Origin of the sequence: Haemophilus sp. HMSC068C11 (genome assembly GCF_001815355.1) — a bacterium.
In the GTDB taxonomy this organism is placed as follows: Bacteria; Pseudomonadota; Gammaproteobacteria; order Enterobacterales; family Pasteurellaceae; genus Haemophilus_D.
On sequence record NZ_KV820368.1, the window covers coordinates 52,416 to 78,626 of the forward strand.

At 39.5% G+C, this 26,211-nt stretch carries 28 protein-coding genes and 3 tRNA genes; 13 read left to right on the forward strand and 18 right to left on the reverse strand.

The features are described 5' to 3' along the window. Positions 1 to 10: 10 nt before the first annotated feature. The 4 genes from HMPREF3020_RS06290 to fis all read left to right on the forward strand — a co-directional run bounded on the left by HMPREF3020_RS06290 (position 11) and on the right by fis (position 3,209). Positions 11 to 886 (forward strand): DMT family transporter, encoded by an 876-nt coding sequence (locus HMPREF3020_RS06290; protein ID WP_070775970.1) that lies wholly within the window; start codon positions 11 to 13, stop codon positions 884 to 886. Between the two features lie 12 nt (positions 887 to 898). Then, complete coding sequence (gene prmA, locus HMPREF3020_RS06295) at positions 899 to 1,786, forward strand: 50S ribosomal protein L11 methyltransferase (RefSeq protein ID WP_049373572.1); 888 nt, start codon at positions 899 to 901, stop codon at positions 1,784 to 1,786. 149 nt (positions 1,787 to 1,935) lie between these two features. After that, positions 1,936 to 2,916 carry a tRNA dihydrouridine synthase DusB gene (dusB, locus tag HMPREF3020_RS06300; RefSeq protein ID WP_070591835.1) on the forward strand — a complete coding sequence of 327 codons (981 nt, stop codon included), beginning with the start codon at positions 1,936 to 1,938 and terminating at the stop codon, positions 2,914 to 2,916. Further along, on the forward strand, positions 2,910 to 3,209 hold the full coding sequence (gene fis, locus HMPREF3020_RS06305) for a DNA-binding transcriptional regulator Fis (protein ID WP_005696908.1): 300 nt from the start codon (positions 2,910 to 2,912) through the stop codon (positions 3,207 to 3,209). Before dusB ends, fis begins: the two co-directional genes overlap by 7 nt. 50 nt (positions 3,210 to 3,259) lie before the next feature. Here the strand turns inward: fis and HMPREF3020_RS06310 are convergent, their stop codons facing one another. From HMPREF3020_RS06310 to bcp, 4 genes are all read right to left on the reverse strand, one after another. Beyond that, positions 3,260 to 4,060: an energy transducer TonB gene (locus tag HMPREF3020_RS06310; protein WP_049365291.1), complete on the reverse strand. Its 801-nt coding sequence runs from the start codon at positions 4,058 to 4,060 to the stop codon at positions 3,260 to 3,262. Continuing rightward, positions 4,057 to 4,494: a TonB system transport protein ExbD gene (gene exbD / locus HMPREF3020_RS06315; protein WP_070583513.1), complete on the reverse strand. Its 438-nt coding sequence runs from the start codon at positions 4,492 to 4,494 to the stop codon at positions 4,057 to 4,059. Before exbD ends, HMPREF3020_RS06310 begins: the two co-directional genes overlap by 4 nt. A gap of 2 nt (positions 4,495 to 4,496) precedes the next feature. Beyond that, positions 4,497 to 4,949 (reverse strand): TonB-system energizer ExbB, encoded by a 453-nt coding sequence (gene exbB, locus HMPREF3020_RS06320; RefSeq protein ID WP_070583515.1) that lies wholly within the window; start codon positions 4,947 to 4,949, stop codon positions 4,497 to 4,499. A 172-nt stretch (positions 4,950 to 5,121) separates the two neighbouring features. Beyond that, positions 5,122 to 5,589: a thioredoxin-dependent thiol peroxidase gene (gene bcp / locus HMPREF3020_RS06325; RefSeq protein ID WP_070583517.1), complete on the reverse strand. Its 468-nt coding sequence runs from the start codon at positions 5,587 to 5,589 to the stop codon at positions 5,122 to 5,124. Between the two features lie 117 nt (positions 5,590 to 5,706). Here bcp and dapA point away from each other — a divergent pair, with 117 nt between their 5' ends. Both dapA and bamC read left to right on the forward strand, forming a co-directional pair. Continuing rightward, positions 5,707 to 6,603: a 4-hydroxy-tetrahydrodipicolinate synthase gene (dapA, locus tag HMPREF3020_RS06330; RefSeq protein ID WP_070583519.1), complete on the forward strand. Its 897-nt coding sequence runs from the start codon at positions 5,707 to 5,709 to the stop codon at positions 6,601 to 6,603. A gap of 102 nt (positions 6,604 to 6,705) precedes the next feature. Beyond that, the gene (gene bamC / locus HMPREF3020_RS06335) at positions 6,706 to 7,707 is read left to right on the forward strand and encodes an outer membrane protein assembly factor BamC (protein ID WP_070583521.1); all 1,002 of its coding nucleotides are present in this window, start codon (positions 6,706 to 6,708) and stop codon (positions 7,705 to 7,707) included. Positions 7,708 to 7,770: 63 nt separating this feature from the next. On the opposite strand, the gene HMPREF3020_RS06340 is transcribed toward bamC, so the two are convergent. The 3 genes from HMPREF3020_RS06340 to arsC form a co-directional block, all read right to left on the reverse strand. Further along, positions 7,771 to 8,067 (reverse strand): DUF5377 family protein, encoded by a 297-nt coding sequence (locus tag HMPREF3020_RS06340; RefSeq protein ID WP_049371484.1) that lies wholly within the window; start codon positions 8,065 to 8,067, stop codon positions 7,771 to 7,773. Between the two features lie 25 nt (positions 8,068 to 8,092). Then, the gene (locus HMPREF3020_RS06345; protein WP_054419082.1) at positions 8,093 to 8,347 is read right to left on the reverse strand and encodes an alternative ribosome-rescue factor A; all 255 of its coding nucleotides are present in this window, start codon (positions 8,345 to 8,347) and stop codon (positions 8,093 to 8,095) included. A gap of 65 nt (positions 8,348 to 8,412) precedes the next feature. Continuing rightward, positions 8,413 to 8,763: an arsenate reductase (glutaredoxin) gene (gene arsC / locus HMPREF3020_RS06350; protein WP_049356048.1), complete on the reverse strand. Its 351-nt coding sequence runs from the start codon at positions 8,761 to 8,763 to the stop codon at positions 8,413 to 8,415. A gap of 94 nt (positions 8,764 to 8,857) precedes the next feature. Between arsC and HMPREF3020_RS06355 the strand changes: the two genes are divergently transcribed. Next, positions 8,858 to 9,904: an AI-2E family transporter gene (locus HMPREF3020_RS06355; protein WP_054419087.1), complete on the forward strand. Its 1,047-nt coding sequence runs from the start codon at positions 8,858 to 8,860 to the stop codon at positions 9,902 to 9,904. A gap of 36 nt (positions 9,905 to 9,940) precedes the next feature. On the opposite strand, the gene tsaA is transcribed toward HMPREF3020_RS06355, so the two are convergent. Further along, positions 9,941 to 10,678: a tRNA (N6-threonylcarbamoyladenosine(37)-N6)-methyltransferase TrmO gene (tsaA, locus tag HMPREF3020_RS06360; RefSeq protein WP_070583523.1), complete on the reverse strand. Its 738-nt coding sequence runs from the start codon at positions 10,676 to 10,678 to the stop codon at positions 9,941 to 9,943. A gap of 61 nt (positions 10,679 to 10,739) precedes the next feature. On the opposite strand from tsaA, the gene HMPREF3020_RS06365 reads away from it, so the two are divergent. The 3 genes from HMPREF3020_RS06365 (at position 10,740) to HMPREF3020_RS06375 (ending at position 13,746) form a co-directional block, all read left to right on the forward strand. Then, entirely contained in the window at positions 10,740 to 11,651 is a 912-nt protein-coding gene (locus tag HMPREF3020_RS06365; protein ID WP_070583525.1) for a 1,4-dihydroxy-2-naphthoate polyprenyltransferase, read from the forward strand. Between the two features lie 45 nt (positions 11,652 to 11,696). Next, a complete protein-coding gene (gene rraA / locus HMPREF3020_RS06370; protein ID WP_065243719.1) occupies positions 11,697 to 12,197 on the forward strand; it encodes a ribonuclease E activity regulator RraA in 501 nt (166 codons plus the stop codon). Between the two features lie 163 nt (positions 12,198 to 12,360). Beyond that, on the forward strand, positions 12,361 to 13,746 hold the full coding sequence (locus HMPREF3020_RS06375) for a DASS family sodium-coupled anion symporter (protein ID WP_070583527.1): 1,386 nt from the start codon (positions 12,361 to 12,363) through the stop codon (positions 13,744 to 13,746). A 60-nt stretch (positions 13,747 to 13,806) separates the two neighbouring features. Here HMPREF3020_RS06375 and plsB read toward each other — a convergent pair whose 3' ends face one another. After that, complete coding sequence (gene plsB, locus HMPREF3020_RS06380; RefSeq protein WP_070775971.1) at positions 13,807 to 16,263, reverse strand: glycerol-3-phosphate 1-O-acyltransferase PlsB; 2,457 nt, start codon at positions 16,261 to 16,263, stop codon at positions 13,807 to 13,809. A gap of 218 nt (positions 16,264 to 16,481) precedes the next feature. On the opposite strand from plsB, the gene lexA reads away from it, so the two are divergent. Together lexA and dapF are read left to right on the forward strand one after the other, a co-directional pair. Then, positions 16,482 to 17,108, forward strand: a complete 627-nt coding sequence (lexA, locus tag HMPREF3020_RS06385) for a transcriptional repressor LexA (RefSeq protein WP_005698192.1) — start codon at positions 16,482 to 16,484, stop codon at positions 17,106 to 17,108. Between the two features lie 121 nt (positions 17,109 to 17,229). Next, positions 17,230 to 18,054: a diaminopimelate epimerase gene (gene dapF, locus HMPREF3020_RS06390; protein ID WP_070775972.1), complete on the forward strand. Its 825-nt coding sequence runs from the start codon at positions 17,230 to 17,232 to the stop codon at positions 18,052 to 18,054. A gap of 51 nt (positions 18,055 to 18,105) precedes the next feature. Here the strand turns inward: dapF and HMPREF3020_RS06395 are convergent, their stop codons facing one another. The 6 genes from HMPREF3020_RS06395 to dauA all read right to left on the reverse strand — a co-directional run bounded on the left by HMPREF3020_RS06395 (position 18,106) and on the right by dauA (position 24,088). Further along, positions 18,106 to 18,858 carry a carbonic anhydrase gene (locus tag HMPREF3020_RS06395; protein ID WP_070775973.1) on the reverse strand — a complete coding sequence of 251 codons (753 nt, stop codon included), beginning with the start codon at positions 18,856 to 18,858 and terminating at the stop codon, positions 18,106 to 18,108. A gap of 152 nt (positions 18,859 to 19,010) precedes the next feature. Further along, a complete protein-coding gene (dusC, locus tag HMPREF3020_RS06400) occupies positions 19,011 to 19,943 on the reverse strand; it encodes a tRNA dihydrouridine(16) synthase DusC (RefSeq protein ID WP_070775974.1) in 933 nt (310 codons plus the stop codon). After that, positions 19,943 to 20,809, reverse strand: coding sequence for a co-chaperone DjlA (gene djlA, locus HMPREF3020_RS06405; protein WP_070775975.1), 867 nt, complete (start codon positions 20,807 to 20,809; stop codon positions 19,943 to 19,945). Before djlA ends, dusC begins: the two co-directional genes overlap by 1 nt. 106 nt (positions 20,810 to 20,915) lie before the next feature. Further along, the gene (gene pyrE, locus HMPREF3020_RS06410) at positions 20,916 to 21,557 is read right to left on the reverse strand and encodes an orotate phosphoribosyltransferase (RefSeq protein ID WP_070775976.1); all 642 of its coding nucleotides are present in this window, start codon (positions 21,555 to 21,557) and stop codon (positions 20,916 to 20,918) included. Between the two features lie 9 nt (positions 21,558 to 21,566). Further along, positions 21,567 to 22,283, reverse strand: coding sequence for a ribonuclease PH (gene rph, locus HMPREF3020_RS06415; protein WP_070591786.1), 717 nt, complete (start codon positions 22,281 to 22,283; stop codon positions 21,567 to 21,569). A 62-nt stretch (positions 22,284 to 22,345) separates the two neighbouring features. Next, on the reverse strand, positions 22,346 to 24,088 hold the full coding sequence (gene dauA, locus HMPREF3020_RS06420) for a C4-dicarboxylic acid transporter DauA (protein WP_070775977.1): 1,743 nt from the start codon (positions 24,086 to 24,088) through the stop codon (positions 22,346 to 22,348). Between the two features lie 125 nt (positions 24,089 to 24,213). On the opposite strand from dauA, the gene HMPREF3020_RS06425 reads away from it, so the two are divergent. Next, a tRNA-Ser gene (locus HMPREF3020_RS06425) sits at positions 24,214 to 24,303 on the forward strand. Between the two features lie 122 nt (positions 24,304 to 24,425). Here the strand turns inward: HMPREF3020_RS06425 and HMPREF3020_RS06430 are convergent. From HMPREF3020_RS06430 to HMPREF3020_RS06440, 3 genes are all read right to left on the reverse strand, one after another. Beyond that, complete coding sequence (locus HMPREF3020_RS06430) at positions 24,426 to 25,679, reverse strand: YadA-like family protein (protein WP_070775978.1); 1,254 nt, start codon at positions 25,677 to 25,679, stop codon at positions 24,426 to 24,428. A 191-nt stretch (positions 25,680 to 25,870) separates the two neighbouring features. Beyond that, positions 25,871 to 25,947, reverse strand: a tRNA-Arg gene (locus HMPREF3020_RS06435). A gap of 52 nt (positions 25,948 to 25,999) precedes the next feature. Beyond that, positions 26,000 to 26,076: transfer RNA gene (locus HMPREF3020_RS06440), tRNA-Pro, on the reverse strand. Between the last annotated feature and the right edge of the window lie 135 nt (positions 26,077 to 26,211).

The following is a 26,211-nucleotide window of genomic DNA, read 5'->3' on the forward strand; positions in this document are numbered from 1 at the left end:
ACCGCACTTTATGATTTACCAGATCCTAGCGTTGTTTATTTGGAGTAGTGCCTTTGTTGCCGCTAAATACACCTTTACAATGATGGACACCATTTTGATGATCCAAGCCCGTTTATTAATGGCGGCGATTATTGTGATGCCACTCTTTTTTCGTCGTTGGAAAGGCGTGTCTAAACCGATGCGAAAACAGCTTTGGTGGCTAGGTTTTTTCAATTATACCGCGACCTTTTTGCTGGGATTCATTGGTTTAAAATATACAAGCGCGGCGAGTGCAACGACCATGATTGGATTAGAACCATTATGTGTGATTTTCATTGGGCATTTTTTCTTTCAAGATCGTGCGAAATGGTATCATTGGTTGTGTGGGGCTTTTGCCTTTTTAGGCGTGGCCATTTTAATTCTAGGCGGGCAGGGCAATGAAGGCGCAAGTGAAATTAGCTTATTGGGTTGCTCCTTAGTGGTGGCGGCAAGTATTGTGTTTGCTTGTTGCTTGCGTTGGACGAAAAAAGTGGTGGCAACGGTTTCAGCACAAGCCTATACATCCATTTCGATTGTGTTAGCAAGCATCACCATGCTGCCATTTACTTTATTGCTGACGGAAAACTGGGATATCCATTTTAACTGGCTTGGTTTCTTCGGTTTGATTTATCTCGGTGTAGTATGTAGTTGGTTTGCCTTTTGGTTGTGGAATAAAGGCTTAAATTCGGTGGATGCAAAAATCTCGGGAATTTTGACCGCACTTGAGCCGATTTTTGGTGTCTTTTTGGCAGTATTATTACTCAACGAAGAGGTTTCACTTGTTTCAGCGCTTGGGATTATCATTATTGTGGTTTCAGCCCTAGGCGTAAGTTTATTACCCAGATGGTTACATAAAGAAATTAATTAAAAGGAAAAGAAGATGGCGTGGATTCAAATTCGCTTAAATAGTACAAATGAAAAAGCCGAGAATATTAGCGATTTTTTAGAAGAAATTGGCTCAGTTTCGGTCACATTTATGGATAGCCAAGATACACCGATTTTTGAACCACTTCCAGGCGAAACACGTTTGTGGGGAAATACGGATGTGATTGCATTATTTGATGCAGAAACCGATATGAATGAAATTGTGAGTTTGCTTAAACAAGCACATCATTTAGATGAAAACACCGCTTACAAAATTGAGCAAATCGAGGATAAAGATTGGGAACGTGAATGGATGGATAACTTCCACCCAATGCAATTTGGCAAACGTTTATGGATTTGCCCAAGCTGGCGTGAAGTGCCAGATCAAAATGCAGTTAATGTGATGCTTGATCCTGGTTTAGCTTTCGGAACAGGCACCCACCCGACAACCGCACTTTGTTTAGAGTGGTTAGATGGTTTGGATTTAACTGACAAAACCGTCATCGATTTTGGTTGTGGCTCTGGAATTCTTGCCATTGCAGCCCTTAAATTAGGGGCTAAAAATGCAATCGGTATTGATATCGATCCACAAGCCATTCTCGCCAGTCGAAATAATGCAGAACAAAATGGGGTGGCGGATCGTCTTCAACTTTTCTTATCCGATGATAAACCTGCAGATTTAAAAGCAGATGTTGTTGTGGCGAATATTCTTGCGGGGCCATTGAAAGAACTTTATCCGATTATTTCTCAACTAGTGAAAGAGAGCGGTGATCTTGGATTATCGGGTATTTTAGAAACCCAAGCAGAATCGGTATGTGATGCTTATACACAATCCTTTGATTTAGATCCTGTTGCAGTGAAAGAGGAATGGTGCCGTATTACAGGTAAATTAAAATCGGCTTAATTTCTTTTTGTCAATTAAAAAAAGTGCATTTTTTGAACAAATTTCCCTTTGCAAAAAAAAAGAAAAATGCGTAATATAGCACCCCTTGTCGGTGACTGCTGTTGCCTGACTTGATAGAGATTAGGACTTGTAATTGGGGATAACATAAAATGCGAATTGGTTCTTATGAATTAAAAAATCGTATTTTATTGGCGCCCATGGCAGGTATCACGGATCAACCTTTTCGACGTTTATGTGCCCATTACGGCGCGGGATTAACGTTTTCAGAGATGATGTCCACTAATCCACAAGTTTGGCATACAGAGAAATCGAAACTTCGTTTAGCACATAGTGAAGAGCTAGGATTAAATGCGGTGCAAATCGCAGGTTCTGATCCTTTAGAAATGGCCCAAGCTGCAGCAATTAATGTAGCCTATGGCGCTGAAATTATCGACATCAATATGGGCTGTCCTGCAAAGAAAGTGAATCGAAAGCTGGCGGGTTCTGCACTGCTTCAATTTCCTGATTTAGTGGAAAAAATTTTAAAAGAAGTCGTGAATGCCGTTGATGTGCCTGTGACGTTAAAAATTCGCACAGGTTGGGATAAAGCAAATCGAAACTGTGTGCAAATCGGCAAAATTGCAGAACAATCTGGTATTCAAGCTTTAACCATTCACGGGCGGACGAAAGAATGCCTATTTGAAGGGGAAGCGGAATACGACAATATTCGAGCAGTCAAACAATCAATTTCAATTCCTGTTATTGCGAATGGTGATATTGATTCTGCCTCGAAAGCGAAAAAGGTACTTGAGTATACAGGTGCTGATGCAATAATGATCGGTCGTGCCGCACTAGGCAATCCATGGCTTTTTCAAGCCGTCGAGGCTTTAGTTGAACATGATTCGATAATTCAAACTCCAAGTTTGCGTGAAAAGTGCGGTCATATTTTGCGTCATATTCAGGAACTTCATGAGTTCTATGGTGAGCAAAAAGGCTATCGAATAGCCCGTAAGCACGTAGCTTGGTATTTACAGGGAATTCAACCCGATTCCGTTTTTAGACAGACTTTTAACGCAATTAATGAACCGAAAGAGCAGTTAATTGTGCTGGAAGATTTTTTAAATTCAATTTTGGATAAAGAAAAATGTTAGAACAACAACGTAGTCCGTCTGAAGCGTTAACCGTTTCAGTTTTAAACTCTCAATCACAAGTAACAAACAAACCATTACGTGATTCAGTAAAACAAGCTTTACGCAATTACTTATCACAATTAGATGGTCAAGATGTGAATGATCTTTACGAATTAGTATTAGCGGAAGTTGAACACCCGATGTTAGATATGATTATGCAATACACCCGCGGTAACCAAACTCGTGCAGCGAACATGCTCGGCATTAACCGTGGTACATTGCGTAAGAAATTGAAAAAATACGGTATGGGCTAATTAAGATTAGCAAAAGAAAAGGCGAACATGATGTTCGCCTTTTTATTTATCTATTGAATGGTGAAGCTAATTGGTACACTGACTGAAGAGGTAAATCCAGCGGGTTTTGGACCAACAGGTCTTGCACTTCTCACCGCTTCCAGTGCTGCGTTGTCTAAGCTTTCATCTCCAGAGGAGTTCGTTACTCGTTCTCCTGATAAGGAACCATCTGCCCCTACGCTAAAACTCACGCTCACAACACCTTGTTTACGCATCATCTTCGCTCGAGCAGGATAACGTTTGTGCCGTTCAATTTCACGTCGAATAGCTGCACGGTAAGCATTTAGCTCATCCGTATTGGTACCTGAGCCACCTTGAACGCCATTTGTACCAGGTTGACCTGTGGTCGTTGCTTTAGAATTTGCCGTAGCCGTTGAATTAATATTCTTATCGCCAATCGGTAAGCTCTTCGGCATTTCTACCGCTTTCTCTGCTTTTACCTCATTTTTAGGTTTTTCTTTTGGCTTCTCTTTCGGTTTTGGTTTCGGCTTTTCTATTGGTTTTTCTGGCTTTTTCTCAGGTTCTTTTTTCTTCTCAGGCTCTGGTTTCTTCGTTGGATCTGCGACGACTTCTTGCTTTTCAGGTTCCGGTTCTGCCTGTTGAGGTTCAGGTTCCGGCTCAGGAGCGGGTTCTTCCACTCTCATCCCTTGAATCATTTCCATTGATATTGTCGTGGATATTTCACCTGTAGCATTACTTGCAGCTTCACTTGGCTTATGCCAGTTCCAAAGCAATGCGCCTACAATGGCACCATGAATTAATAGAGAAATAAGCAAGCCTAATAGTGATCGTTTAGCTTGTTGGCTGTTCATTGTTTATGCCCTACTCCGACGCCTCCCACTGCTGGCGCATTTTTGCTCGAAGCGCCTTTATCTTTCATCGAAACAATCGCGACATTTTTAATTTCGTTTTTCGATAACATGTCAGTAATCGTCACAAAATCTTGGAAAGAGGCTTCTGCATCAATTTTTAATGTAACTTTCTGATCTTTATTCCAACCCGCGATCTCTTTTTCAAGCGCTTCTTGCGAGATAGGTTTGTCATTAAAATAAAGTTGTTTATCTGCCGTTACAGTCAATAATTTGGCTAATTCATCTGATTTGAATGCGACCGTTGAACTGGCTTTTGGCACATTAACTTGAATTTTTCCTTGAGAAATAAAGGATGCGGTGATCAACACTATCGCTAATAACACCAACATAATGTCGATGAAAGGAATAATATTGATTTCATCAAATTTTTTCACGATTATTCCTTATCTTTTTGAGCGTTTAATACTTTCCATTTCAATAAGTTAACATCTACTTTACGACCTAAGCCGTTATAGAACATCATGGATGGAATCGCGACTAAAATACCTAGTGCGGTTGCTTTTAGCGCAAGAGAGAGGTGCATCATGATTGCGCCAGCATCGACATCACCGCCAGCTTGACCAATTTGATAGAAGGTTAACAAAATACCAATTACTGTTCCTAACAAGCCCACATAAGGTGCGTTTGCGCCAACGGTTGAAATGGTCGTCATATTGCGATTTAAATCAATTTCAAGTGAATGGATATTGGAATATTTAGCGACATTGACACGGCTTAAAAAGATAAAACGCTCAATCACAGTAGCAAGCATGATTACGCTCATAAGAAGTAAAAGCCCGATAATAATGTAATCACTATATTGTTCTAAAAACTCAAAAAGTTTTGGCATCTGATAGTCCTTTTATATGATAAAGAATACAAAATTAATTGATAATGAATTTCAATTAGATTGGAATTTTATCAAATGAAAAATAGAGCGTAAATATAAATTAGAAAAATGGCTATTTTTTGACCGCACTTTGAGGTAAATCATAGAAAGTGCGGTTGTTTTGAGAGGGGATTTAAAGGGATTGCAGGTAATCTAAGACAACCTGATGATGTTCGCCTGTTTTGAATTTATCAAAAACGTGTTGAATTTTGCCTTGTTCATCAATGAGGAAGCTAATGCGGTGAATGCCGTCATAGGTGCGTCCCATAAATTTCTTTTCACCCCAAACACCAAATTGCTCGGCAACCTGGTGATCTTCATCAGAAAGCAAGGTGAAATTGAGCGATTTTTTCTCAACAAATTGAGCCAGTTTTTTTGGCGCATCTGTGCTGATGCCTAAAATAATCACACCTAATTTTTCTAACTCGCTTTTAGCATCACGTAAACCGCAGGCTTGAGTTGTACAGCCTGGTGTTAAGGCTTTTGGATAAAAATACACGAGTACTTTTTTGCCTTTAAAGTTGCCAAGTGAAATTGGTTGATTATCTTGATTTAAAAGGGTGAATTGCGGTGCTAAGTCACCCACTTGTAATGTTTTCATAAAAAATCCTTAAAAATGTAAAAAATGATTTGTAAATTCAAGCTATTTTAGCGATTATAACCAAATATTTTCAAATGTTATTGTTAAAACGCAAAATAGATGTAAATGGAGTACCTTATGACTACGCAAACCCCCTTATTTTCAGGCAGTATTGTTGCTTTAGTAACCCCGATGGATAACCACGGGAACATTGATTTTGAAACATTAGAAAAACTTATCGAGTTTCATATCAATGCGGGTACAGATTCGATTGTATCTGTGGGGACAACAGGAGAGTCCGCCACATTAAGCATTGAAGAAAATGTGAAGGTGATTGAAAAGACGGTTGAGTTAGCAAAAGGACGTATTCCAATCATTGCTGGCACCGGTGCGAATGCAACGAGCGAAGCCATTGTGATGACAAAATTATTACGTGATAGCGGTGTAGCCGGTTGTTTATCTGTTGTTCCTTACTACAATAAACCAACTCAAGAAGGCATGTTCCAACATTTTAAAGCGATTGCAGAATGCACGGATTTACCACAACTTCTTTATAACGTACCAGGTCGTACCGGTAGTGATATGAAACCTGAAACCGTAGCACGTTTGTCGCAAATTGAGAATATTGTGGGGATTAAAGAAGCCACAGGCGATTTAACTCGTATCACTGCAATTAAAGAATTAGCCGGTAAAGATTTCATTGTGTTAAGTGGGGATGATGCTACAGGGCTAGAAGCGATGAAATTAGGTGCAGAAGGTGTCATTTCTGTGACAAACAACCTTGCTGCAAAAGACATGGCCGCGATGTGTCGCTATGCTTTAGCGGGTGATTTTGCAAAAGCGGAAGAAATTAATGCCCGCTTAATGCCTTTACACCAAGATTTATTTATTGAATCAAACCCAATTCCAGTAAAATGGGCTGCATATCGTTTAGGTTTAATTAAGACTTCACACTTACGTTTACCACTTACTGTGTTAAGCGAAAGCGCTCAAGTAAAAGTAGAAGAAGCATTAAAAATTGCTGGCTTAATTTAATGAATTAAAGGGTTGTTTTTACAGCCCTTTAAACTTTCAGCTCTTTTATTTGTCAAAGAGCGGTCATTATTCTAATTATTTTTTATTGAAAGGATTTAAGGAATGAAAAAAATCGTACTGAGTTTAGTCGCAGCAGCATTGTTATCGGCATGTTCAAACAGCGTGGAAAAAATGCAGACGGCTAATGACACTTATCAAAATTCTGATCGTGAAATACCGAGCTTTTCTCCTTTAGCAAGTGGTGGGGTAACATTGCCGCAAGCTGATCCGACTTATGAACTTCCTCAGCTTAATGCGAAAAAAGAACGCGTGGATATTCGTCCGCCTTCAACCCCATTAGCGATTATTAAAAATTCTTTAACACAATTTGATGGCGAACGTGCATTGATTGTTTATACGGATGCACAAGCAGAGCTTTATAACCTCAAACAAATTGAGCGTTTATTGAAAGAAGAAGGCACGAATTCGACCTTAGATGGTGCAATATTAATGAGTGACTGGGCGCCAACGGGTCGTGCAGACGATAAAGCCAATACAGAGATCCGTTATAAAATTGAACAAGTTACAGCGCAAGATGCGAGTGCGTTAGCGGTTTCTGTCGAACAAATGCGTCGTGATGGTGTAATTTACACACCAAATCAAGCTGATAAGCAGCGCTATGCATCTGATCGTTTAAATCGTTTTGTTTCGGCGCTCACTAGCGCTTATAACAAGCAACAACAAGATTTAAGTAGTGCTTCTGTAGGACCTTTCCAATCTGGTTTAATTACTGATACGAATGGCAGAATGGCATTGGGTATGGATGCAAGCTTTGGTCAAGCATGGCAACGTTTAGGTTCGGCTCTACCGAAATTAGGCTTTAAAGCAACATCTGAATCTGCAGGCCGTGGTTATCGTGAATTGAAATATAAACCATTGGATAAACAAGAGTGGTTACGTTTAGGTGTGAATCCGCCTAATCTAGAAAAAGGCGTTTACCAAATGCAAATTTCTGCGGTGGGTAAACAAAGTGCGGTCGTGATCACTGATGAAGATGGCAAGGCATTACCAAATGAAGCCGCTCAATCCCTCTATTCCGCGCTAGGTGTGTTACTTGCGCAATAATATAATAAGTTGATAAATAAAAAGTGCGGTTCAATTTGACCGCACTTTTTTATTAGAAAAAATTTATTCAGCTTTCACGCCTAAGTTACCCATTTTTACACCGAGGTTACCGAGTGAAACCGGATCCAAATAATCCCCCAAGAATTTGAATAACTCACTTAATTCCGTAAATGAGCGTTTGATTTTTACTTGATCTTCTACTTTACGCACAAATTCATAACGCACATTTTCGCCTTCAAAATAAGCTGTGAGCGTGAGATAAATGGTTTCAAAAAAGTGGCTTTGAGCCCCTTCTTCACCTGGATCACTGATACGGACATTCCAAGTATTGTTAAATAAAACTTCTGTTTTGATTGACATATAGACTTCCTCTTTTTGTTATTTTTTATACTGAAATTGAAACGAAAAACCCGATGATAAAATTTCTGAAATCAAAAACTTTATCATCGGGCTTTTCAAACCAATTGCTCGCATATTTTGCTTTTCGTTGGTAACTGCCTTTGCCTTTACGTTTTTTCTCAACGCGTTGGCGGAATAATTTGTCGTGTAATAGTGCCATCACAGCATTATCTTTCACGACTCCTTTGGAGTGTTGATAAATGGGCTGATTTTCAACCGCACTTTTTGTTTTTTTTGTCATATTTACCTCTAAAAAATTGCCGTGAAGTGTTTCACGGCAAGTCATTATAGCGAAAATGAATAAAATTACAAAATGGCGAGTACGCTTTCAGGCGGTCGTCCAATTTTGGCTTTTTCACCTTTTACCACAATCGGGCGCTCTAATAAGGCTGAATTTTCACTGATGGCTTTTAATAAATCATCATGAGTTAATGCAGGATTATCTAACCCTAATGATTGATAAAGCTCATCTTTGGTACGCATCATTTTTCTAACATCATCTAATCCTAATTTATTAGCCAGTTGCTGTAATGCTTCAACAGAGTAGTGTTGTTGCAAATAAAGTTCGATAGTTGGTTGGATACCTTTTTCTTCTAATAAAGCTAAGGTTTCACGGCTTTTTGAACAGCGCGGATTATGGTAAATCTTAACAGACATAACGTTTCCTTCTATTTTATGTTGAATGAGTGGATATAGGATTGATTTAAATTTTAACTTATAATGACAAAAAATACTTGTTTAGGAAGACTTTATGTTAGAAATGCTAAAAAATTGGTATAGCCGTCGCTTAAGCGATCCGCATGCGATGGGACTACTTGCCATTTTGTTATTTGGCTTTATTGCGATTTATTTCTTTAGTGATTTAATCGCTCCGTTACTGATTGCCATTGTATTAGCATATTTATTGGAAATGCCGATTAATTTTTTAACGAAAAAATTAAAATTTCCTCGAATGCTTGCCACGTTAATTATTTTTGGTGGCTTTCTAACCTTAGCGTTATTAATTTTCTTCGGGCTTGTACCAACATTATGGAATCAAACGATTTCCTTATTAAGCGATTTGCCAGCCATGTTCAATAAGTTACATGAATGGTTATTAGCCCTTCCTGAGCATTATCCTGAACTCATCGATTACACCATGATTGACACCTTTTTTAGTGCGGCTCGCGCGAAGATTTTGGGCTTTGGTGAATCTGCGGTGAAATTGTCGATTACTTCATTAATGAACCTTGTATCACTGGGTATCTATGCATTTTTAGTGCCATTAATGATGTTCTTTATGCTGAAAGATAAAACAGAACTTCTTGCTGGTGTAAGCCGATTTTTGCCTAAAAACCGTCTTTTAGCGTCTAAAGTATGGAATGAGATGCAGCAACAAATTGCGAATTATATTCATGGCAAATTGTTAGAAATTTTGATTGTTGGCGTGGTGACTTATATTATCTTTTTAAGCTTTGGTTTAAATTATCCGCTGTTACTTTCTGTTGTCGTAGGTCTCTCTGTCTTAGTCCCTTATATTGGTGCGGTATTGGTGACGATTCCCGTTGCTTTAGTCGCCATGTTCCAGTTTGGCATTTCCCCAACGTTTTGGTATTTAATTGTGGCCTTTGCGGTGAGTCAACTTCTAGATGGAAACTTGTTGGTGCCGTATTTATTCTCTGAAGTCGTTAATTTACATCCTTTAGTAATCATTATTTCGGTGTTGATTTTCGGCGGATTATGGGGGTTCTGGGGCGTATTCTTCGCTATTCCGTTGGCAACGCTCGTTAAAGCTGTGCTGAATGCATTACCGGATTAGACAGAATTAAAACGATAAAAAGAAAGCTGACGAAAGTCAGCTTTTTTGTTCTTTTAATTTTTGGATATCCAAAATTTCCACACAATTTGTTGTCCCTGCTTTAATGCGCCATTTAATATTAAATTCGTACAGACTAATACCGTAAATACGGTCGGTTTCTTTACCTTGTTGATAAGCTGGGCGGGGATCTTGTGCGATCACTTCTGTAATAAATCTCGCTAAGTGCGGTCGGTTTTTGTGATATTTTTCAACCGCACTTTGGGCGATTTCTGTAAATTCTACGTTTAATTTTGCAGGTGGTTTTTCTTGTGCAAAACTTGATTTTGCCTCAGGTTCGCTATCAGCATAGGCAATATAAGGCTTAATATCAAAAATAGGTGTGCCATCGACAAGATCCACGGAGCCCAAATGCAGAAAAACACGTCCATGAATACATTCCACTTGGCGTAATTCAACTTTGGATAAGCCTAGCGGATTAGGGCGATGCGTAGCCCGTGAAGCAAATACACCGACACGTTGATTGCCGCCTAAACGAGGGGGACGAACAGTGGATTGCCATTTCCCATGGGGTATTTTGTCGAATTGGAAAATAAGCCAAAGATGGCTAAATTGCTCTAATCCTCGCACCGCCTCTGGTGAATTATATGGAGGGAGAAGTTCCACAATACCAATGCCATCTTGTACTAAATCAGGCTGGCGTGGCACTGAGAATTTTTCTTTGTAAGGCGTGTGAATCACCGCAATTGGGTGAAGAGTCAGTGTTAAATCATTCATAAAAAGGCAATTTCCGTGTAGAATACGCCCTTTATTGTAATCAAAAGTGCGGTCAAAAAAAATGACAAATCATAAATTGAAAATGTGGTGGGAAACCGCTCGCCCAAAAACCTTGCCTTTGGCATTAGCTTCTATTTTTACTGGTTCGGCATTGGCATATTGGGCGGATAAAGAAAGTTTTAATCTCACCGTGATGTTACTTTGCTTGCTTACCACCATTTTATTGCAAGTACTTTCCAACTTTGCTAATGATTACGGCGATCATCAAAAAGGGTCAGATACCGAAGAACGTATTGGGCCTTTACGCGGTATTCAACAAGGTGCAATTTCTGCGAATGAGCTTAAATGGGGCTTAATTTTAATGGCGGTGGGTTCATTTTTTTCAGGCGCATTCTTAATTGGTATCGCATATCAAAGTCTCACAGATTTATTGGCCTTTGCAGGTTTGGGTATTCTTGCCATTATTGCTGCCATTACTTATACCGTAGGGGCTAAACCTTATGGTTATTTAGGTTTAGGCGATTTGTCAGTGTTGCTCTTTTTTGGTTTATTGGGTGTGGGTGGAACCTATTATTTACAAACTCACAGCATTGATAGCTTAATTACTTTACCTGCATTAGGCTCAGGTTTATTAGCAACAGCTGTTTTAAATATCAATAATTTACGTGATATTGAGCAAGATGCTAAGGTAGGAAAAAATACCCTGGTTGTGCGTATTGGCCCGAAGAAAGGACGCATTTATCACTGTGTTTTATTAAGCATTGCCGCTTTATGTTATGTGCTATTTGCGGCATCAACCGCATTTAGCCCTTGGCATTTCTTATTTTTATTGGCATTTCCACTGTTATTAAAACATGCGTTATTTGTTTATCGCAGCAAAGAGCCTGCAGTGTTACGTCCGATGTTAGCACAGATGTCAATGATTTCTTTATTTATCAATATCTTGTTTAGTTTAGGCTTGCTTATCGGCTAAATCGGCTTATACTAGAGAAAAAATTTTAACGACAAGGGGTACATTATGTATATCGATACTTCAGAACTTTGTGATATTTATGCTGATCAAGTAGATGTGGTTGAGCCAATTTTTTCTAGCTTTGGTGGCGTCAGCAATTTCTACGGCAAAGTGACGACAGTAAAATGTTTTGAAAATAATGGATTAATTGCCGAAATTCTCGAAGAAAATGGTAATGGCAGAGTACTTGTCGTTGATGGTGGTGGCGCAGTACGCCGTGCTTTAATTGATGCAGAGCTTGCACAACTTGCCGCAGATAATGACTGGGCGGGTATTATTGTTTATGGTGCCGTGCGTCAAATTCAACAGCTTGAAAATATTGATATTGGTATTCATGCGCTTGCACCAATTCCAGTTGGCGCAGATGAAAATAATCATGGTGAAAGTGATCTGCCAGTTAATTTCGGTGGCGTGACGTTCTTCCCTGAAGATTATATTTATGCTGATTTAACAGGTATTATTCTTTCACAAGAAGCATTAGATTTAGAAGATTTCGAAGAAGAATAATTTTGAAATTATTGACCTTTTTAAAGTGCGGTTAGAAATAACCGCACTTTTTTTGTTAAAATTTTTTTGAACAAGATCACATTTTAAACATTTGTTAGTTGAAAGTTTGTAACATTCATTTAACATCGCAAATAGTTCATCTGTAATCAGTTTGGAGGGACTCATGAACGAAACAAACACAACTAAAAATTATAAAAGTGGGATTATCTTTCTGCTGGCGATAGCCTGTTTTTTTATTTTATTAAAATCTTTACCTTTCGCGCCTAAGGAAAATGCTGGTTTAGCATTATTAGCCTTTGTGGCGATTCTTTGGTTAACTGAGGCATTGCATGTCACAGTGACCGCTCTGTTGGTGCCATTACTTGCGATTGCCCTTGATTTGGTGACAACCAAGCAAGCTTTAGTCGCATTTGCCGATCCAACCATTTTCTTATTCTTTGGTGGCTTTGCTTTAGCGACAGCTTTACATATACAAAAACTCGATAAAATGATTGCCAATAAAATCATGGCAATGGCTCGTGGAAATTTATTTGTCGCTGTGATGTATCTTTTCTCCATTACTGCTTTCCTTTCGATGTGGATGAGTAACACGGCAACAGCTGCAATGATGTTACCTTTAGCCATGGGGATCTTAAGCAAACTTGATAAAGAAAAAGAACATAATACTTATGTCTTCGTATTATTAGGGATTGCATATAGTGCGAGTATTGGTGGTATGGGTACATTAGTGGGTAGCCCACCAAATGCTATCGTTGCAAGTAACTTACATTTAACCTTCTCTGATTGGTTATGGTATGGTTTACCAATTATGCTCATTTTGATGCCATTGATGATTGGTACACTTTTCATTGTCTTTAAACCGAAACTTAATTTACATTTTGAACAAAACTTTGAACGTATTGAAATGAATGGCCAACGCGTTTTAACGCTTGTCATTTTTGGTGTTATTGCACTTTGTTGGGTATTTAGTAGTTATATTAATCCAATCATTTCAGGTGTATTTGGTCTTGCTAAAAATATCGGTAGTTTTGATAGCGTCGTCGCATTACTTGCGGCTGTCATTATTTGTTCAACCGGTGTAGCAAATTGGAAACAAATCCAAGAAAGCACTGACTGGGGCGTATTGATGCTTTTCGGGGGCGGTTTAACCTTGAGTGCAGTGTTAAAAGATTCGGGCGCAAGTAAAGTGTTAGCTGACGGTATTGTATTCTTGGTTCAAGGACAACATTACTACCTCATTGGTTTATTGGTCGCAACCTTCATTATTTTCTTAACTGAATTTACTTCCAATACGGCAAGTGCGGCGTTATTAGTACCAATCTTTATTTCTATCGCACAATCTCTCGGTATGCCGGAAATTGGTCTTGCGTTAATTATCGGTTTAGGTGCATCTTGTGCCTTCATGTTACCAGTGGCGACACCGCCAAATGCAATCGTATTTGGTACAGGTGAGGTTCGCCAAAGTGATATGGTTAAAGCTGGATTTATCTTAAATATTGTATGTATACTCGTTATCGCGACAATAGGATATTATTTCTGGTTGAATTAATCATATAAAGAAAAGGGCGTGTTGGATATTCAACACGCCCTTTTATTATTTCAGTAAAGATTATTCATCTTTATTTGATTTATCCTCTTCTTCTACTTCAATCTCAACTTCATCTGCTTTATCTGCAGCACCGTTGATCGTTAAGCAAATCTCGCTAGAAATCAAATGCTCTAAAATTGTGGCAAGCTCGTGTAATTTTTCTTTGTCATCATCGAAATAGCCTTCTTCTTTCAAGTGAGCAATAAAGGCCGAGAATACCGCTTTATCGAAGAATTCAGGCGCGTTAATACCGTGTAATACAGAAAGGCGTTGTGCTACCAATTGGCTTTCTTTTTCTAGTAAACCACGGGCAATTCCAGGGTCTCTACGTAAAATGCTTACTGTAATGTAGTAGCGTTGTAAGATTTCACGCATACCCGCAGACCAAAGTTGTAAAATACGAACTTTAGCGCGGTGGATAGATAAGAAATTATCATTGGCTTGGATAACTTCTTGACGTGCAAATTCATCAATAATGGCTTTAATTTGTGTATCTAATTCTTCTTCATTGAAATGAAGGAAGAGTTCGCCTTTTAAGAATGGATAAATTTTACGTACCGCATCCAATAATAAATCTTTTTGGATAGCTTCATAATGTAAAACGATACTCGCAACAAGTGAAGGGAGCACAAATAAGTGTTGAATGTTATTGCGGTAATACGTCATGAGAACAGCAGAATTACGTTCTAAACGAATAATTTCCCCAAAGTTATCTTTTTCAACTAATACACCCACGCGGTCTAAGCTTAATACGTGGTCAAGCATCGCTTTTGGTGTATCAGTTGGCAGTACCACATCAGTAGAATACGGTACATTCTTTAACATTTCTTGATAACTAGAGAGTTGTTCTAATAGTTGCTCATGAGAAAGCGCACGTTGACGAGAAGAGAGTAGAGCGGTCCCCACTAAATTCATCGCATTGACGGCTGCAGCTTTATTAATATTCACCATCACTTGATTAGAAACAGCCCCAACCGCATGGTTAAACCAGTGAGGTTTATCTTCATGATGTTGTTCTTTCCATTCTGGATAATGGTGATTGAGATAATTTGAAAGCGTGATTGGTTCACCGAAACTCACAAAACCTTGACCTAAATTACGCAATTTTTTAATTACACGTAACACTAAGCCTGCATTTTCTTTTTCTTTCGCTGCGCCACGTAATTCTTTCGCGTAAGTATCCACTTCTAATACGTGTTCATAACCGATATACACTGGCACTACAGAAATAGGACGCGTTTGGTTATGTTGAAGTGCTTGTAGCGTCATCGACATCATACCGGTTTTTGGTGCAAGCAATCGACCTGTACGAGAACGACCACCTTCAATAAAGTATTCGACGGAATAACCACGGTGGAATAATTCCCCTAAATACTCACGGAAAATTGCAGAATAAAGGCGGTTACCTTTAAAGGTACGGCGAATAAAGAATGCCCCCCAACTACGGAATAAAGGACCCGCTGGCCAGAAGTTTAAGTTGATCCCTGCTGCAATGTGTGGTGGTACAAGACCTTGGTGATAGAGCACATAAGAAAGTAATAAATAGTCAATGTGACTACGGTGACAAGGCACATAAACAATCTCATGTCCTTCTAATGCTAATTTACGCACACGATCCGCATTTTGTACATCAATACCGGAATACAGTTTGTTCCATAACCAGCGTAAGAAACGATCTGCTACACGAAGGCTTGAATGGCTTACATTAGCCGCGATTTCATGAAGAATTTTTTCGGCTTCAGCATAGGCTTTATCGCGGCTGATATTTTTTGATTTTGCCTCATCTTCAATCGCATTTTGAATCGCTTGGGAATTTAAGAGTTTATTAAACATCGCTTCGCGGTTTGGCAAACGAGGTCCTGTCGCGGAAATGCGTTGTTTAGCGAAGTGCATTTTTGCCACGCGAGCCAGTTTTTGCGCAATTTTTTCATCTGAACCGTGCTCATTTACCATGTAACGCAAAGAAAGTGCTTGAGAAAAACGCACAAAAGTATCACGTCCAAACCAAATTGCCGCAAAGGTTTTTTGAATACCGTTTAATAAGCGAAGATTGGGCAAGCTTGCTTTATCTTCTTTACCTGGTGAACGTCCCCAAAGCACCGAAACTGGGATCAGTTGTACATCTAAATCGGCTGCATCACGGTGCAGTTCTAAGTATTTATTGAAGACTTTGGCGGTTTCATCTTTTGCGCCTTTTGATTTAAAAAAGCGGCGACCTTCGTCTAAATAGACATAACGTGGTAATGCTACGCCATCAATCACATTCTTTTCAGCTGGATCAGGCAAACCTACACTCAAACAGTTACGACGGAAAATTACGAAGTCAGTTTGAGAGGTATAAGGTAAAACATAAAGAATAGGTTGATTGATATTGAGTTGAAGCTCTTCGATGGGTTGAGCGGGAATAGGATTATTTTTTACTAAAACCGAAAGCGGTAATTCTAATAATTTACGATAAGTACTTACGATGCCAGACATAATTAATATTCTCTTTTTGTTAGACATTTCTAGGTATTGTCAGGCATTTTAACACATTCGACCAGTCAAATTCTAAAAATTTACATTTGAGATTTATGATGAACACTCAAAAAGATGAAAAAAATTGACCGCACTTTTATCGCTAAAAAATAGTTGTTGCAATCGCTATCTTTCTGTATATACTAACAGTTATTCTGTATAAAGTAACAGGAGTGTATATGAGACCATTAACTGCCAGACAACAAGAAGTGCTGGAACTCTTAAAACGCCATTTAGAAACCACGGGTATGCCGCCAACTCGTGCAGAAATTTCTCGTGAATTAGGCTTTAAATCCCCTAATGCGGCAGAAGAACATTTAAAAGCACTTGCTCGTAAAGGTGCAATTGAAATTGTTGCGGGGGCTTCTCGCGGTATTCGTATTATTGATGACAGTGCAAATGATGAGGAAGAAGAAGGCTTACCGCTCATCGGTCGTGTAGCTGCAGGGGAACCAATTTTAGCCGAGCAACATATTGAAGGCACTTATCGTGTTGATGCTAATATGTTCAAACCACAAGCTGATTTCTTATTAAAAGTATATGGCCAATCTATGAAAGATATCGGCATTTTAGATGGCGATCTTCTTGCCGTGCATAGCACAAAAGATGTGCGAAATGGACAGATTGTTGTTGCCCGAATTGAAGATGAAGTAACGGTAAAACGCTTAGAACGCAAAGGTTCAGTTATTTATCTGCATGCAGAAAATGAAGAGTTTCAGCCGATTGTGGTGAATCTTGAAGAACAGCCTCATTTTGAAATTGAAGGGATTGCAGTAGGGATCATTCGTAATAACGCTTGGATGTAATGATGAAAGTGCGGTGAGAAAATAAAGTGTTTTTTGACCGCACTTTGTCTATTCTGGCTATTTGCCATTCGGCTTATTGCTCTCTATAATGCCAAAAAATTTTCAAATCAAGGAAGGAAACATGCAGTTTTCCAAAATGCATGGCCTTGGCAATGACTTTGTCGTTGTTGATGCTGTGACGCAAAATGCCTATTTTACCCCTGAAACCATTAAACGCTTAGCAGATCGTCATCGTGGCATAGGTTTTGATCAGCTTTTAATTGTTGAACCACCTTACGATCCGGATTTGGATTTCCACTATCGTATTTTCAATGCAGATGGTAGTGAAGTGTCGCAATGTGGAAATGGGGCAAGATGTTTTGCGCGTTTTGTCACCTTAAAAGGGCTGACCAATAAAAAGGATATTGCAGTAAGCACGCAAAAAGGAAAAATGGTTTTAACGGTAAAAGAAGACGGGCAAATTCGCGTCAATATGGGCGAGCCGATTTGGGAACCTAATAAAATTCCTTTTACTGCAAATAAATTTGAAAAAAATTATATTCTGCGTACCGATGTTCAAACAGTGCTTTGTGGTGCGGTATCAATGGGCAATCCACATTGCGTTGTTCAAGTGGACAATATTGAAACGGCCAATGTAGCAGAGTTAGGTCCATTATTAGAAAATCACGAACGTTTTCCGGAAAGGGTAAACGCTGGATTTATGCAAGTCGTCAATCGTAACCACATTAAATTGCGTGTATATGAACGTGGTGCAGGTGAAACACAAGCGTGTGGCAGCGGCGCTTGTGCAGCAGCGGCTGTTGGAATTATGCAAGGTTTACTTGATAACAAAGTGCAAGTTGATCTACCTGGTGGTAGCTTGCTTATTGAGTGGGAAGGCGTAGGCTCACCGCTTTATATGGCTGGCGATGCGACTCATATCTATGATGGCAACATTCACCTTTAATCTCTTCTAATCGAATAAAAAATGCGTGGAAACTATCCACGCATTTTTTATTTATTGTTCAACTTCCACATCACGCTGATTTAATGGTTGCGTTGGACGGTTGTTTTTCCCTTCCATTTCTTCTATTGCGGCAATTTGTGCTTTACTTGCTTGAATTGGTGCTTTAAAAATGGTCCAAGCCACGTTTTCACTACAAGGTGGAGTAGTGAGCGATCCATTTAAGCGGAAGCGTGCCATCTCTTTTGGCATTAGTGCTTGAATATCAAGTGGTTGAGCCAGTTTTTCTTTTTGTCCAACTGAAAGTTTTTTCTCAACGACTGGTGCTAATGCTGGATTAGCTTCACCTTCATTCACCATTACGGCAACAACCGCTAACGCTTTATCTTCACTTTGATGGACAAAATGAATTTCTAAAGGATAATGTTGGCGTTTAAAGGTATGTTCACTTGGTGTGTGAAAGTGAAATTGTTTTAAATAAAATGGTTTATTGTTGAGCGTAATAAATGGGGCATTTTCTTGTGCAACACTGACTTGCACGGTATGTCCATTGTTTTCCACTTGATACTCCGCAGGGAAGTAATTCATTTTAAGTGGTTTATTTGCTACTTTCATGCCGTTATCAGCTTCGAGATTAACAGGTGACTGAACCTTCCCTAGCTTACAGGTTTGATACTCGGTGAGCAAATCACCCCAATGTTCAGGGCTTTCTTTCCCATTATAAGACCAATGCGCTTTATGCGTTTGGGCAAATGATGTTGCGCTTAATGCGATAAGTAAGCTAGAAAGCAATAGACGAGTCTTCATAAGGCACCTCTCCTTTTTTGTGGTATATGCCTCATCGATTCTACTGGTTCTGTATGATAACTTTTTGATTTTGGTCAAGTTTTGTTTGAGTGTTTAACTCGTCGTACGAGTGAGGAAATGCTAAAAAAACCGTCTATTTCGACCGCACTTTTTTAGCCCTGACAGAGTCTTTCTCTCAGATCTTCTGCCGTTTTGCTGGTTTTAATTCGTTTAAAAACGATATCCGCTTCAGGATATTCTTTATTGAGATAGCGTAGCCATTGTTTGATGCGGGCAACATGATAAAAACCAGAATCATGGAAGTTTTCCATTTCTGCATATTTTTGTAAGATTTTTTGAATATCCGCCCAAGGCATTTTTTCACAATTTTGTTTAAGTACAAGGCTTAAGTTTGGGATATTTAATGCACCACGCCCGACCATTAGATCTTCGCAACCTGTCGCTTTCAAACATGCTTGACCATCTTCCCAACGCCAAATTTCACCATTAGCAATCACTGGGATTGTTAAGCGAGATCTCACTTCACCGATTTTTTCCCAATTGATGCGATCGGCACGATAGCCATCGGCTTTAGTTCGACCGTGAATAGTGATTTCAGAAGCGCCACCTTGTTGTACGGCATCGGCAATTTCAAAAGCTTGTGAAGTGCAATCCCAACCTAATCGCACTTTTACACTTACAGGCAAATGGCTTGGTACGGTTTTTCGTAAGGCTAGAGTCGCTTGATAAATTAGTTCAGGTTGCTTGAGAAGTGCTGCACCTCCGTTACTGCCATTAACGGTTTTGGATGGACAGCCACAATTTAAATCAATACCATGTGATCCAAGCTCAATGGCGCGATTGGCATTTTCAGCAAGACAGTTAGGATGTTGACCTAAAAGTTGGACACGAACAGGTGTTCTAGAAGGTGTAAAACCCTGATTTTTGAGTTCAGGGCAAAGACGATAAAAGACCTTTTCAGGTAAGAGTTGATCCACCACGCGAACAAATTCGGTGATGCAGAGATCATATTCATTCACTTCGGTTAAAAGCTGGCGAACGAAAGGATCAAGCACTCCTTGCATGGGGGCGAGGATAACACGCACTATTTCCAGCCTTTCACTTTACAAATTAAATCGTAAGCGGCTTGGATTTGTTGCGCTTTTTCTTTAGCCATTTCCATCATTTCTGGCGGTAAGCCTTTCGCAACTAATTTATCTGGGTGATGTTCATTCATTAAACGACGATATGCACGTTTTACGGCATTACGATCATCACTTTCACTCACGCCCAATACTTTATAAGCATCACTTAATGTTGGGCCAGAAGATTGTTGGTAACCACCTTGTTGTTGGTATTGATAGCCACCTTGCTGTTGATAACCGCCCTGTTGGTATTGGCGATAGAATCCACCTTGAGTAAATTGACGAGCTGCAATTTCCATTGCCAGCATTTGCTCAAACTGCATACGGGAAAGACCAAGCTCTTCAGCCACCACATAAAGCACTTCTTTTTCTGAGTCATGTAATTGAGAATCAGCAAATGCGGCTTGCACTTGTACGTGCAAGAACATTCTCAGTAAATCAGCTCGTTGCCCACATCCAATGCGGAATTCGCGAATCACCTGACGTAGTGGAAAATCTATTGCTTTACCTCGACTAAATGCCTCTTGAGCAAGTTTGCGATGACTCTCATCTAATTGCATCTGATTCATCAACTGATTCGCCAGTTGAATATCTTCTTCTGTCACTCGACCTTTGGATTTACTTAAATGTCCAAGTACCGCAAAAGTAGTTTGCATAAAGAGCGCTTGTCGGGTTGTTTTTTTCTTAAAAAAGCTAGAGTTAACCGAACCAAGCTCATAGAGTTTTTTATCTGCGATAGAGCCTAAAATAAGTCCAGCGATGGCACCGAAAAAGCCCCCCCATTTAAAACCGAGAAAAACGCCGATAATCTTTCCAAAAAAATACATTCTCTTCCCCTAAAGTGCGGTCAAAAGGTCTTTTGACAATAATGGGCAGACGCAAATGTCTGCCCTTACATTAATATGGTTTTATTCTTATTTTTCAAGTGATGAATTACACACCATAACTTTCACGATAAGCCCGCATCGCAGGTAAATATTGCTGATAATCGGGTTCTTTTTCAATGAATTGCATTAAATCATCCAAATCAATAATGGAAAGCACTTGGCATTGATAGTCTCGTTCTACTTCTTGGATGGCAGACAGTTCCCCTTTGCCTTTTTCCTGACGATTTAATGCAATAAAGACAGCAGCTAATTTCGCGTTATTGGCTTCAAGAAGCGCCATGGATTCACGAATGGCTGTGCCAGCTGTAATGACATCATCGACTAACAACACATTGCCGGTTAATGGGCTACCGATCAAATTACCGCCTTCACCGTGATCTTTGGCTTCTTTACGGTTAAAGCAAACAGGCGTATCACGGTTAAATTGATTGAATAGTGCAATGGAAACGCTTGTCGCAATTGGAATGCCTTTGTAGGCAGGCCCAAAAATGACATCAAAATCGACCGCACTTGATTGAATCGCTTTCGCATAGAATTCACCTAAGAGAGCGAGATCTGCGCCAGTGCTGAATAATCCTGCATTAAAAAAGTAAGGACTTTTTCGACCTGATTTTAGTGCAAACTCGCCAAATTTAAGCACGTTACGGCTCAAGGCAAATTTAATAAATTCGATTTTGTAGCTTTCCATTTTTTGTTCCTATAAACCTAATGCTTCACGTTGTGCTGTGAAGATTTGTTCGCACCCTTGTTTGGCTAAGCCTAATAAGGTGAGTAATTCTTCGTGGCTGAATGGTTCGCCTTCTGCGGTACCTTGCACTTCGATCATGCGGCCATCTTCCATCATCACAACGTTCATATCTGTTTCGGCGGCTGAGTCTTCTACATATTCCAAATCACATACAGCCTCACCCTCAACAATTCCAACTGAAATTGCCGCAACGAGACCTTTGATTGGATTGGTTTTTAATGTGCCATTTGCAATTAAACCATTGATAGCATCACATAAAGCCACTGCTGCACCGGTGATAGACGCAGTTCTTGTACCGCCATCCGCTTGAATCACATCGCAGTCTAAGGTAATAGAACGTTCGCCAAGGGCCTCTAAGTCAACCATAGCACGTAATGAACGTGCGATTAAACGTTGAATTTCCATGGTACGTCCACCTTGTTTGCCTTTTGCGGCCTCACGTTGCATACGGCTGTGTGTCGAGCGTGGCAACATGCCATATTCTGCTGTCACCCAACCTTGATTTTGTCCTTTTAAGAAACGCGGTACGCTTTCATCAACACTCGCCGTACATAATACTTTGGTATCACCAAATTCAACTAATACTGAGCCTTCAGCATGTTTAGTATAATTACGGGTGATTTTAATTGGACGAGATTGATGATTTTCACGATTATTTGGACGCATTCTGAGTTCCTTTATTTTTATTGATAAAAAAGCGTGCCTATTTTAGCACGCTTTTCACTGTTTTATGGATTTGCTTGTTCAAACTCACGAATTTTATTAAAGACATCTTGTAAATCTGAGCCGTAGTTGATTTTTTGCAATTCAGGCACAGAGTTTGATTTCACTAACATTCTCAGTGGTTGGAACTGCATATTGCACAAGTAGATTTGTTGATGTGGCAACATATGTTGTACAAAGTGAGTGAGTGCATGAACGCCCCCCGTATCGAGCACGGTCACGGCATCGCATTGTAATACGATATGTTTAATTTCGTGATCCGTATGTACGGTTTTATCGTGTAAATCCGCAAAAAGTTTATCCGCAGCCGCAAAGAACAATGGACCACTAATACGATAAGCTAACACATCATTCAGATCTTCTGGTGCAGGTTGCTCAATGGCTTTTGTCATTTCTGCAATGGTGCGGATAAATAAGAGACTTGCCAATAATACGCCGACTGAGATGGCAATCACCATATCGAATAATACCGTGAGAATTAGGCAAGTGAACAACACCGCAATTTCATTTTGTGTGGAACGACGCGCCAAACGAATAATTTCAGGCACATTCGCCATATGCCAAGCTACCATTAATAGCAATGCAGCCATAGAAGAGAGTGGCAAATAAGACAGGGCATTCGCAAAGAATAATAGCGAGAATAAAACTAAGAGTGCATGAATTACACTGGCTATTGGTGATACAGCCCCAGATTTAACGTTGGCTGCAGAACGTGCAATTGCTGCAGTTGCCGTAATGCCGCCTAAGAATGGTGAAATAATATTACCTAAACCTTGGGCGAGTAATTCATTATTGGAATGATGTTTGGTATCCGTCATATTATCTAAGATGACTGCACAAAGTAGCGATTCAATCGCGCCTAATACAGCCATTGAAAAGGCGGCAGGCAAGATATCTTGTATGCGATCAAAATTCCAATTGATGACTTCACCTTGGACATTAGGAATATTCCAAGGTAAGGCAAATTCAGGCAAGACATTAGGGATACCATGTCCTGTTGTGCCATCAGATAAGGTGTATTGGAATGCCGTACCAATAGTTTCAACGGAGAAACCAAATTGCCCTAAGGCTAATGCCATAAGTGTCCCAATAATGACTGCAGGTAAATGACCTGGCACGGGTAAACGAAGCTTATGCCATTGGGTGAGTACAAACAAGGTGACCACACCAACAGCGGTGTCTGCCCAGTTAATCGTCGGAAGTGCGGTCAAAATAGCTTGCACTTTTTCAATATAGTGAGGTGGCATCTGAGCAATGTCTAAACCTAAGAAATCTTTGATTTGCAGAGTACCGATGGTGATCCCAATTCCGCAGGTAAAGCCTAGTGTAACGGGGAGAGGAATGTACTCAATTAATCGCCCTAATCGCGATAAGGCCATAATAACTAAAATAATCCCCGAAAGTAGTGTCGCCATAAGTAACCCGCTGAGCCCAAATTGTTGGGTAACGGGATATAAAATCACGACAAATGCGGCGGTTGGTCCAGAAATATTAAAACGAGATCCACCAGTTAACGCAATCACAATACCAGCCACGATAGCAGTATAAAGACCATGTTGTGGTGGAACACCGCTGGCAATGGCTAAGGCCATGGAGAGCGGAATAGCAATAACTCCCACAGTCAGACCCGCGATAATATCTTTAATCAATTTTTGTTTTCCGTAACCTTCACGGAAAGATTCTTTCAATGCGCTAAATGGTTTTACAGCCAGAAACACATTTTTAGAAAAGAGTAATTTGATTTGCATAAAAATACGACGATAGAAAAGAGATAAGTTTATATTTTAGCTAAAAGGAAAAGGATTTTTTATGTTCTAGCTCAAAAAACTTGACTAATCTTGGATAAATCTTTATATTTCACGCACTTCAAAACGGTGAGATGTCCGAGTGGTTGAAGGAGCACGCCTGGAAAGCGTGTATGTGCGAAAGCGCATCGGGGGTTCGAATCCCCCTCTCACCGCCATTCAAATTACAATTCTTTGTAAATATCCAATCATTTTTTAAATCATATATTCTCGATATTTTATGGATATAAAAAAGCACGCATTAAGCGTGCTTTTGTTATTTATTTATATGAGTGTTTAGTTAGCGCCAACGTATCCCAACACCCGCACCTGCACCAAAATCACCACGGCTACTTGCAGTACCGCCTACTTTAAATAGCAGTTTACCATTATCAGATGCACGAGAATAACCCACTGCTAGTGCACTTTCATTACGGAAAGTTCCTGCACCTACACCAAGCACACTTTCCCCAGAGGTAATTGCTTGGGGGACTTGTGTTAACGCAATAGCGCTAGAAATCCCTGCACGTAATTTTTTCACGTTGTGTTTCAAATCTGAGCGCAATGATTCAGTAGAACGTGTCATTTCAGAGCGTAAATCAGAAATCTCTTTTGTATTTGTCATCACTTGATTTGATAAGTGATCTAAACGTGAAGCGTTATTCGCAATATTTTGCACGTTATTGTTTACTTTATCAGCAAGTGCTTTGGTGTTTTGAGTATTGCTTGCAGAATTGTGGCTGATTCTATTTTTTAGATCATCGATATCAGTTCTGTTCGTTTGAATATTGTTTGTATTATTTTTTACTTGGTTATCTAGGTTATTTAGATTTTTTTGGGTATCCGTAACACGCTCTTCTACACCCGTGATACGATTATCTAAATCCTTACGATTCTCTGTAATTCGTTCATCTAAATCTTTACGATTCTCCGTAATACGATTATCTAAATCTTTGCGATTTTCAGTAATTCTTTCATCCAGTGCACGGCGATCTTCCGTAATGCGACTATCTAAACGACCCACTTCATCATTAATGCGGTTGTTGAGATTTTTATCTGTTTCATTAATACGATCATTTAGGTTTTTATCCGTTTGGTTTAAACGTTCATCAACGCCAGTAATACGATTATTTAAATCTTTCTGAGCATTGGTGATGCGATCATCAAGACGTCCCACTTCAGTTGTTACACGATTATCAATTTCAGTTTGAGTATTCGTAATACGTTCATCTAATGCTCGGCGGTTTTCCGTGATATCTTTATCTAAACGACCTACTTCGTCATTAATGCGGTTGTTGAGATTCTTATCTGTTTCATTAATACGATCATTTAAATTTTTATCAGTTTGATTAAGTCGAACATCGACACCAGTGATGCGATCGTCAAGTTCTTTACGCTCATTTGTAATTCGATTATCAAGAACTGAACGAGTTTCAGTAATACGCTCATCGAGTCTTCCTACTTGAGTATAAACTTCAGTTTTTGTTGCGGTATCTTCTGCGAAAGCAAGAGATGCACTTCCAAATAAACATACAAATAATAGTGTTTTTTTCATTAGGTTTAATTCCTTTAAATAAAAAATCTCCGAAATATCATAAAAGTTTCATTCGGTATGAAACGAAATGAATAATACTGGTATGAAATAATTTGGTAAATATTTTAATGTAAAAATTTACAAATATTTACATTGCAAAACAATGACTTATGACTTTGTGAGATGATTTGATTTTTTGAGAATGTATATAATGGCACGCCCTAAAGGATTCGAACCTTTGACCCACGCCTTAGAAGGGCGTTGCTCTATCCAGCTGAGCTAAGGGCGCATTTTAAGGGTTACATCTTTTGTATGGAATTTCGAGGGAAATATAAAAGAAGTGGTCGGCGAGATAGGATTTGAACCTACGACCCACTGGTCCCAAACCAGTTGCGCTACCAAGCTGCGCTACTCGCCGACGATTGAGCACAATTATAGTGAGCTTTTCTTTTCAGTCAATTAATTTTTTAGATTCCTCTTTCAATTGCTCAAAATTATTCCAGTTTTTCAACCGCACTTTTGTTGTCTTTGTAAAATAAGGCGTTGTCAGTTA

Excerpts from the sequence above, each read along its gene's own strand:
- HMPREF3020_RS06290 (WP_070775970.1), top strand. The coding sequence starts at position 11 with ATGATTTACCAGATCCTAGCGTTGTTTATTTGGAGTAGTGCCTTTGTT.
- prmA (WP_049373572.1), top strand. The coding sequence starts at position 899 with ATGGCGTGGATTCAAATTCGCTTAAATAGTACAAATGAAAAAGCCGAG.
- dusB (WP_070591835.1), top strand. The coding sequence starts at position 1,936 with ATGCGAATTGGTTCTTATGAATTAAAAAATCGTATTTTATTGGCGCCC.
- fis (WP_005696908.1), top strand. The coding sequence starts at position 2,910 with ATGTTAGAACAACAACGTAGTCCGTCTGAAGCGTTAACCGTTTCAGTT.
- HMPREF3020_RS06310 (WP_049365291.1), bottom strand. The coding sequence starts at position 4,060 with ATGAACAGCCAACAAGCTAAACGATCACTATTAGGCTTGCTTATTTCT.
- exbB (WP_070583515.1), bottom strand. The coding sequence starts at position 4,949 with ATGCCAAAACTTTTTGAGTTTTTAGAACAATATAGTGATTACATTATT.
- bcp (WP_070583517.1), bottom strand. The coding sequence starts at position 5,589 with ATGAAAACATTACAAGTGGGTGACTTAGCACCGCAATTCACCCTTTTA.
- dapA (WP_070583519.1), top strand. The coding sequence starts at position 5,707 with ATGACTACGCAAACCCCCTTATTTTCAGGCAGTATTGTTGCTTTAGTA.
- bamC (WP_070583521.1), top strand. The coding sequence starts at position 6,706 with ATGAAAAAAATCGTACTGAGTTTAGTCGCAGCAGCATTGTTATCGGCA.
- HMPREF3020_RS06340 (WP_049371484.1), bottom strand. The coding sequence starts at position 8,067 with ATGTCAATCAAAACAGAAGTTTTATTTAACAATACTTGGAATGTCCGT.
- HMPREF3020_RS06345 (WP_054419082.1), bottom strand. The coding sequence starts at position 8,347 with ATGACAAAAAAAACAAAAAGTGCGGTTGAAAATCAGCCCATTTATCAA.
- arsC (WP_049356048.1), bottom strand. The coding sequence starts at position 8,763 with ATGTCTGTTAAGATTTACCATAATCCGCGCTGTTCAAAAAGCCGTGAA.
- HMPREF3020_RS06355 (WP_054419087.1), top strand. The coding sequence starts at position 8,858 with ATGTTAGAAATGCTAAAAAATTGGTATAGCCGTCGCTTAAGCGATCCG.
- tsaA (WP_070583523.1), bottom strand. The coding sequence starts at position 10,678 with ATGAATGATTTAACACTGACTCTTCACCCAATTGCGGTGATTCACACG.
- HMPREF3020_RS06365 (WP_070583525.1), top strand. The coding sequence starts at position 10,740 with ATGACAAATCATAAATTGAAAATGTGGTGGGAAACCGCTCGCCCAAAA.
- rraA (WP_065243719.1), top strand. The coding sequence starts at position 11,697 with ATGTATATCGATACTTCAGAACTTTGTGATATTTATGCTGATCAAGTA.
- HMPREF3020_RS06375 (WP_070583527.1), top strand. The coding sequence starts at position 12,361 with ATGAACGAAACAAACACAACTAAAAATTATAAAAGTGGGATTATCTTT.
- plsB (WP_070775971.1), bottom strand. The coding sequence starts at position 16,263 with ATGTCTGGCATCGTAAGTACTTATCGTAAATTATTAGAATTACCGCTT.
- lexA (WP_005698192.1), top strand. The coding sequence starts at position 16,482 with ATGAGACCATTAACTGCCAGACAACAAGAAGTGCTGGAACTCTTAAAA.
- dapF (WP_070775972.1), top strand. The coding sequence starts at position 17,230 with ATGCAGTTTTCCAAAATGCATGGCCTTGGCAATGACTTTGTCGTTGTT.
- HMPREF3020_RS06395 (WP_070775973.1), bottom strand. The coding sequence starts at position 18,858 with ATGAAGACTCGTCTATTGCTTTCTAGCTTACTTATCGCATTAAGCGCA.
- djlA (WP_070775975.1), bottom strand. The coding sequence starts at position 20,809 with ATGTATTTTTTTGGAAAGATTATCGGCGTTTTTCTCGGTTTTAAATGG.
- pyrE (WP_070775976.1), bottom strand. The coding sequence starts at position 21,557 with ATGGAAAGCTACAAAATCGAATTTATTAAATTTGCCTTGAGCCGTAAC.
- rph (WP_070591786.1), bottom strand. The coding sequence starts at position 22,283 with ATGCGTCCAAATAATCGTGAAAATCATCAATCTCGTCCAATTAAAATC.
- dauA (WP_070775977.1), bottom strand. The coding sequence starts at position 24,088 with ATGCAAATCAAATTACTCTTTTCTAAAAATGTGTTTCTGGCTGTAAAA.
- HMPREF3020_RS06430 (WP_070775978.1), bottom strand. The coding sequence starts at position 25,679 with ATGAAAAAAACACTATTATTTGTATGTTTATTTGGAAGTGCATCTCTT.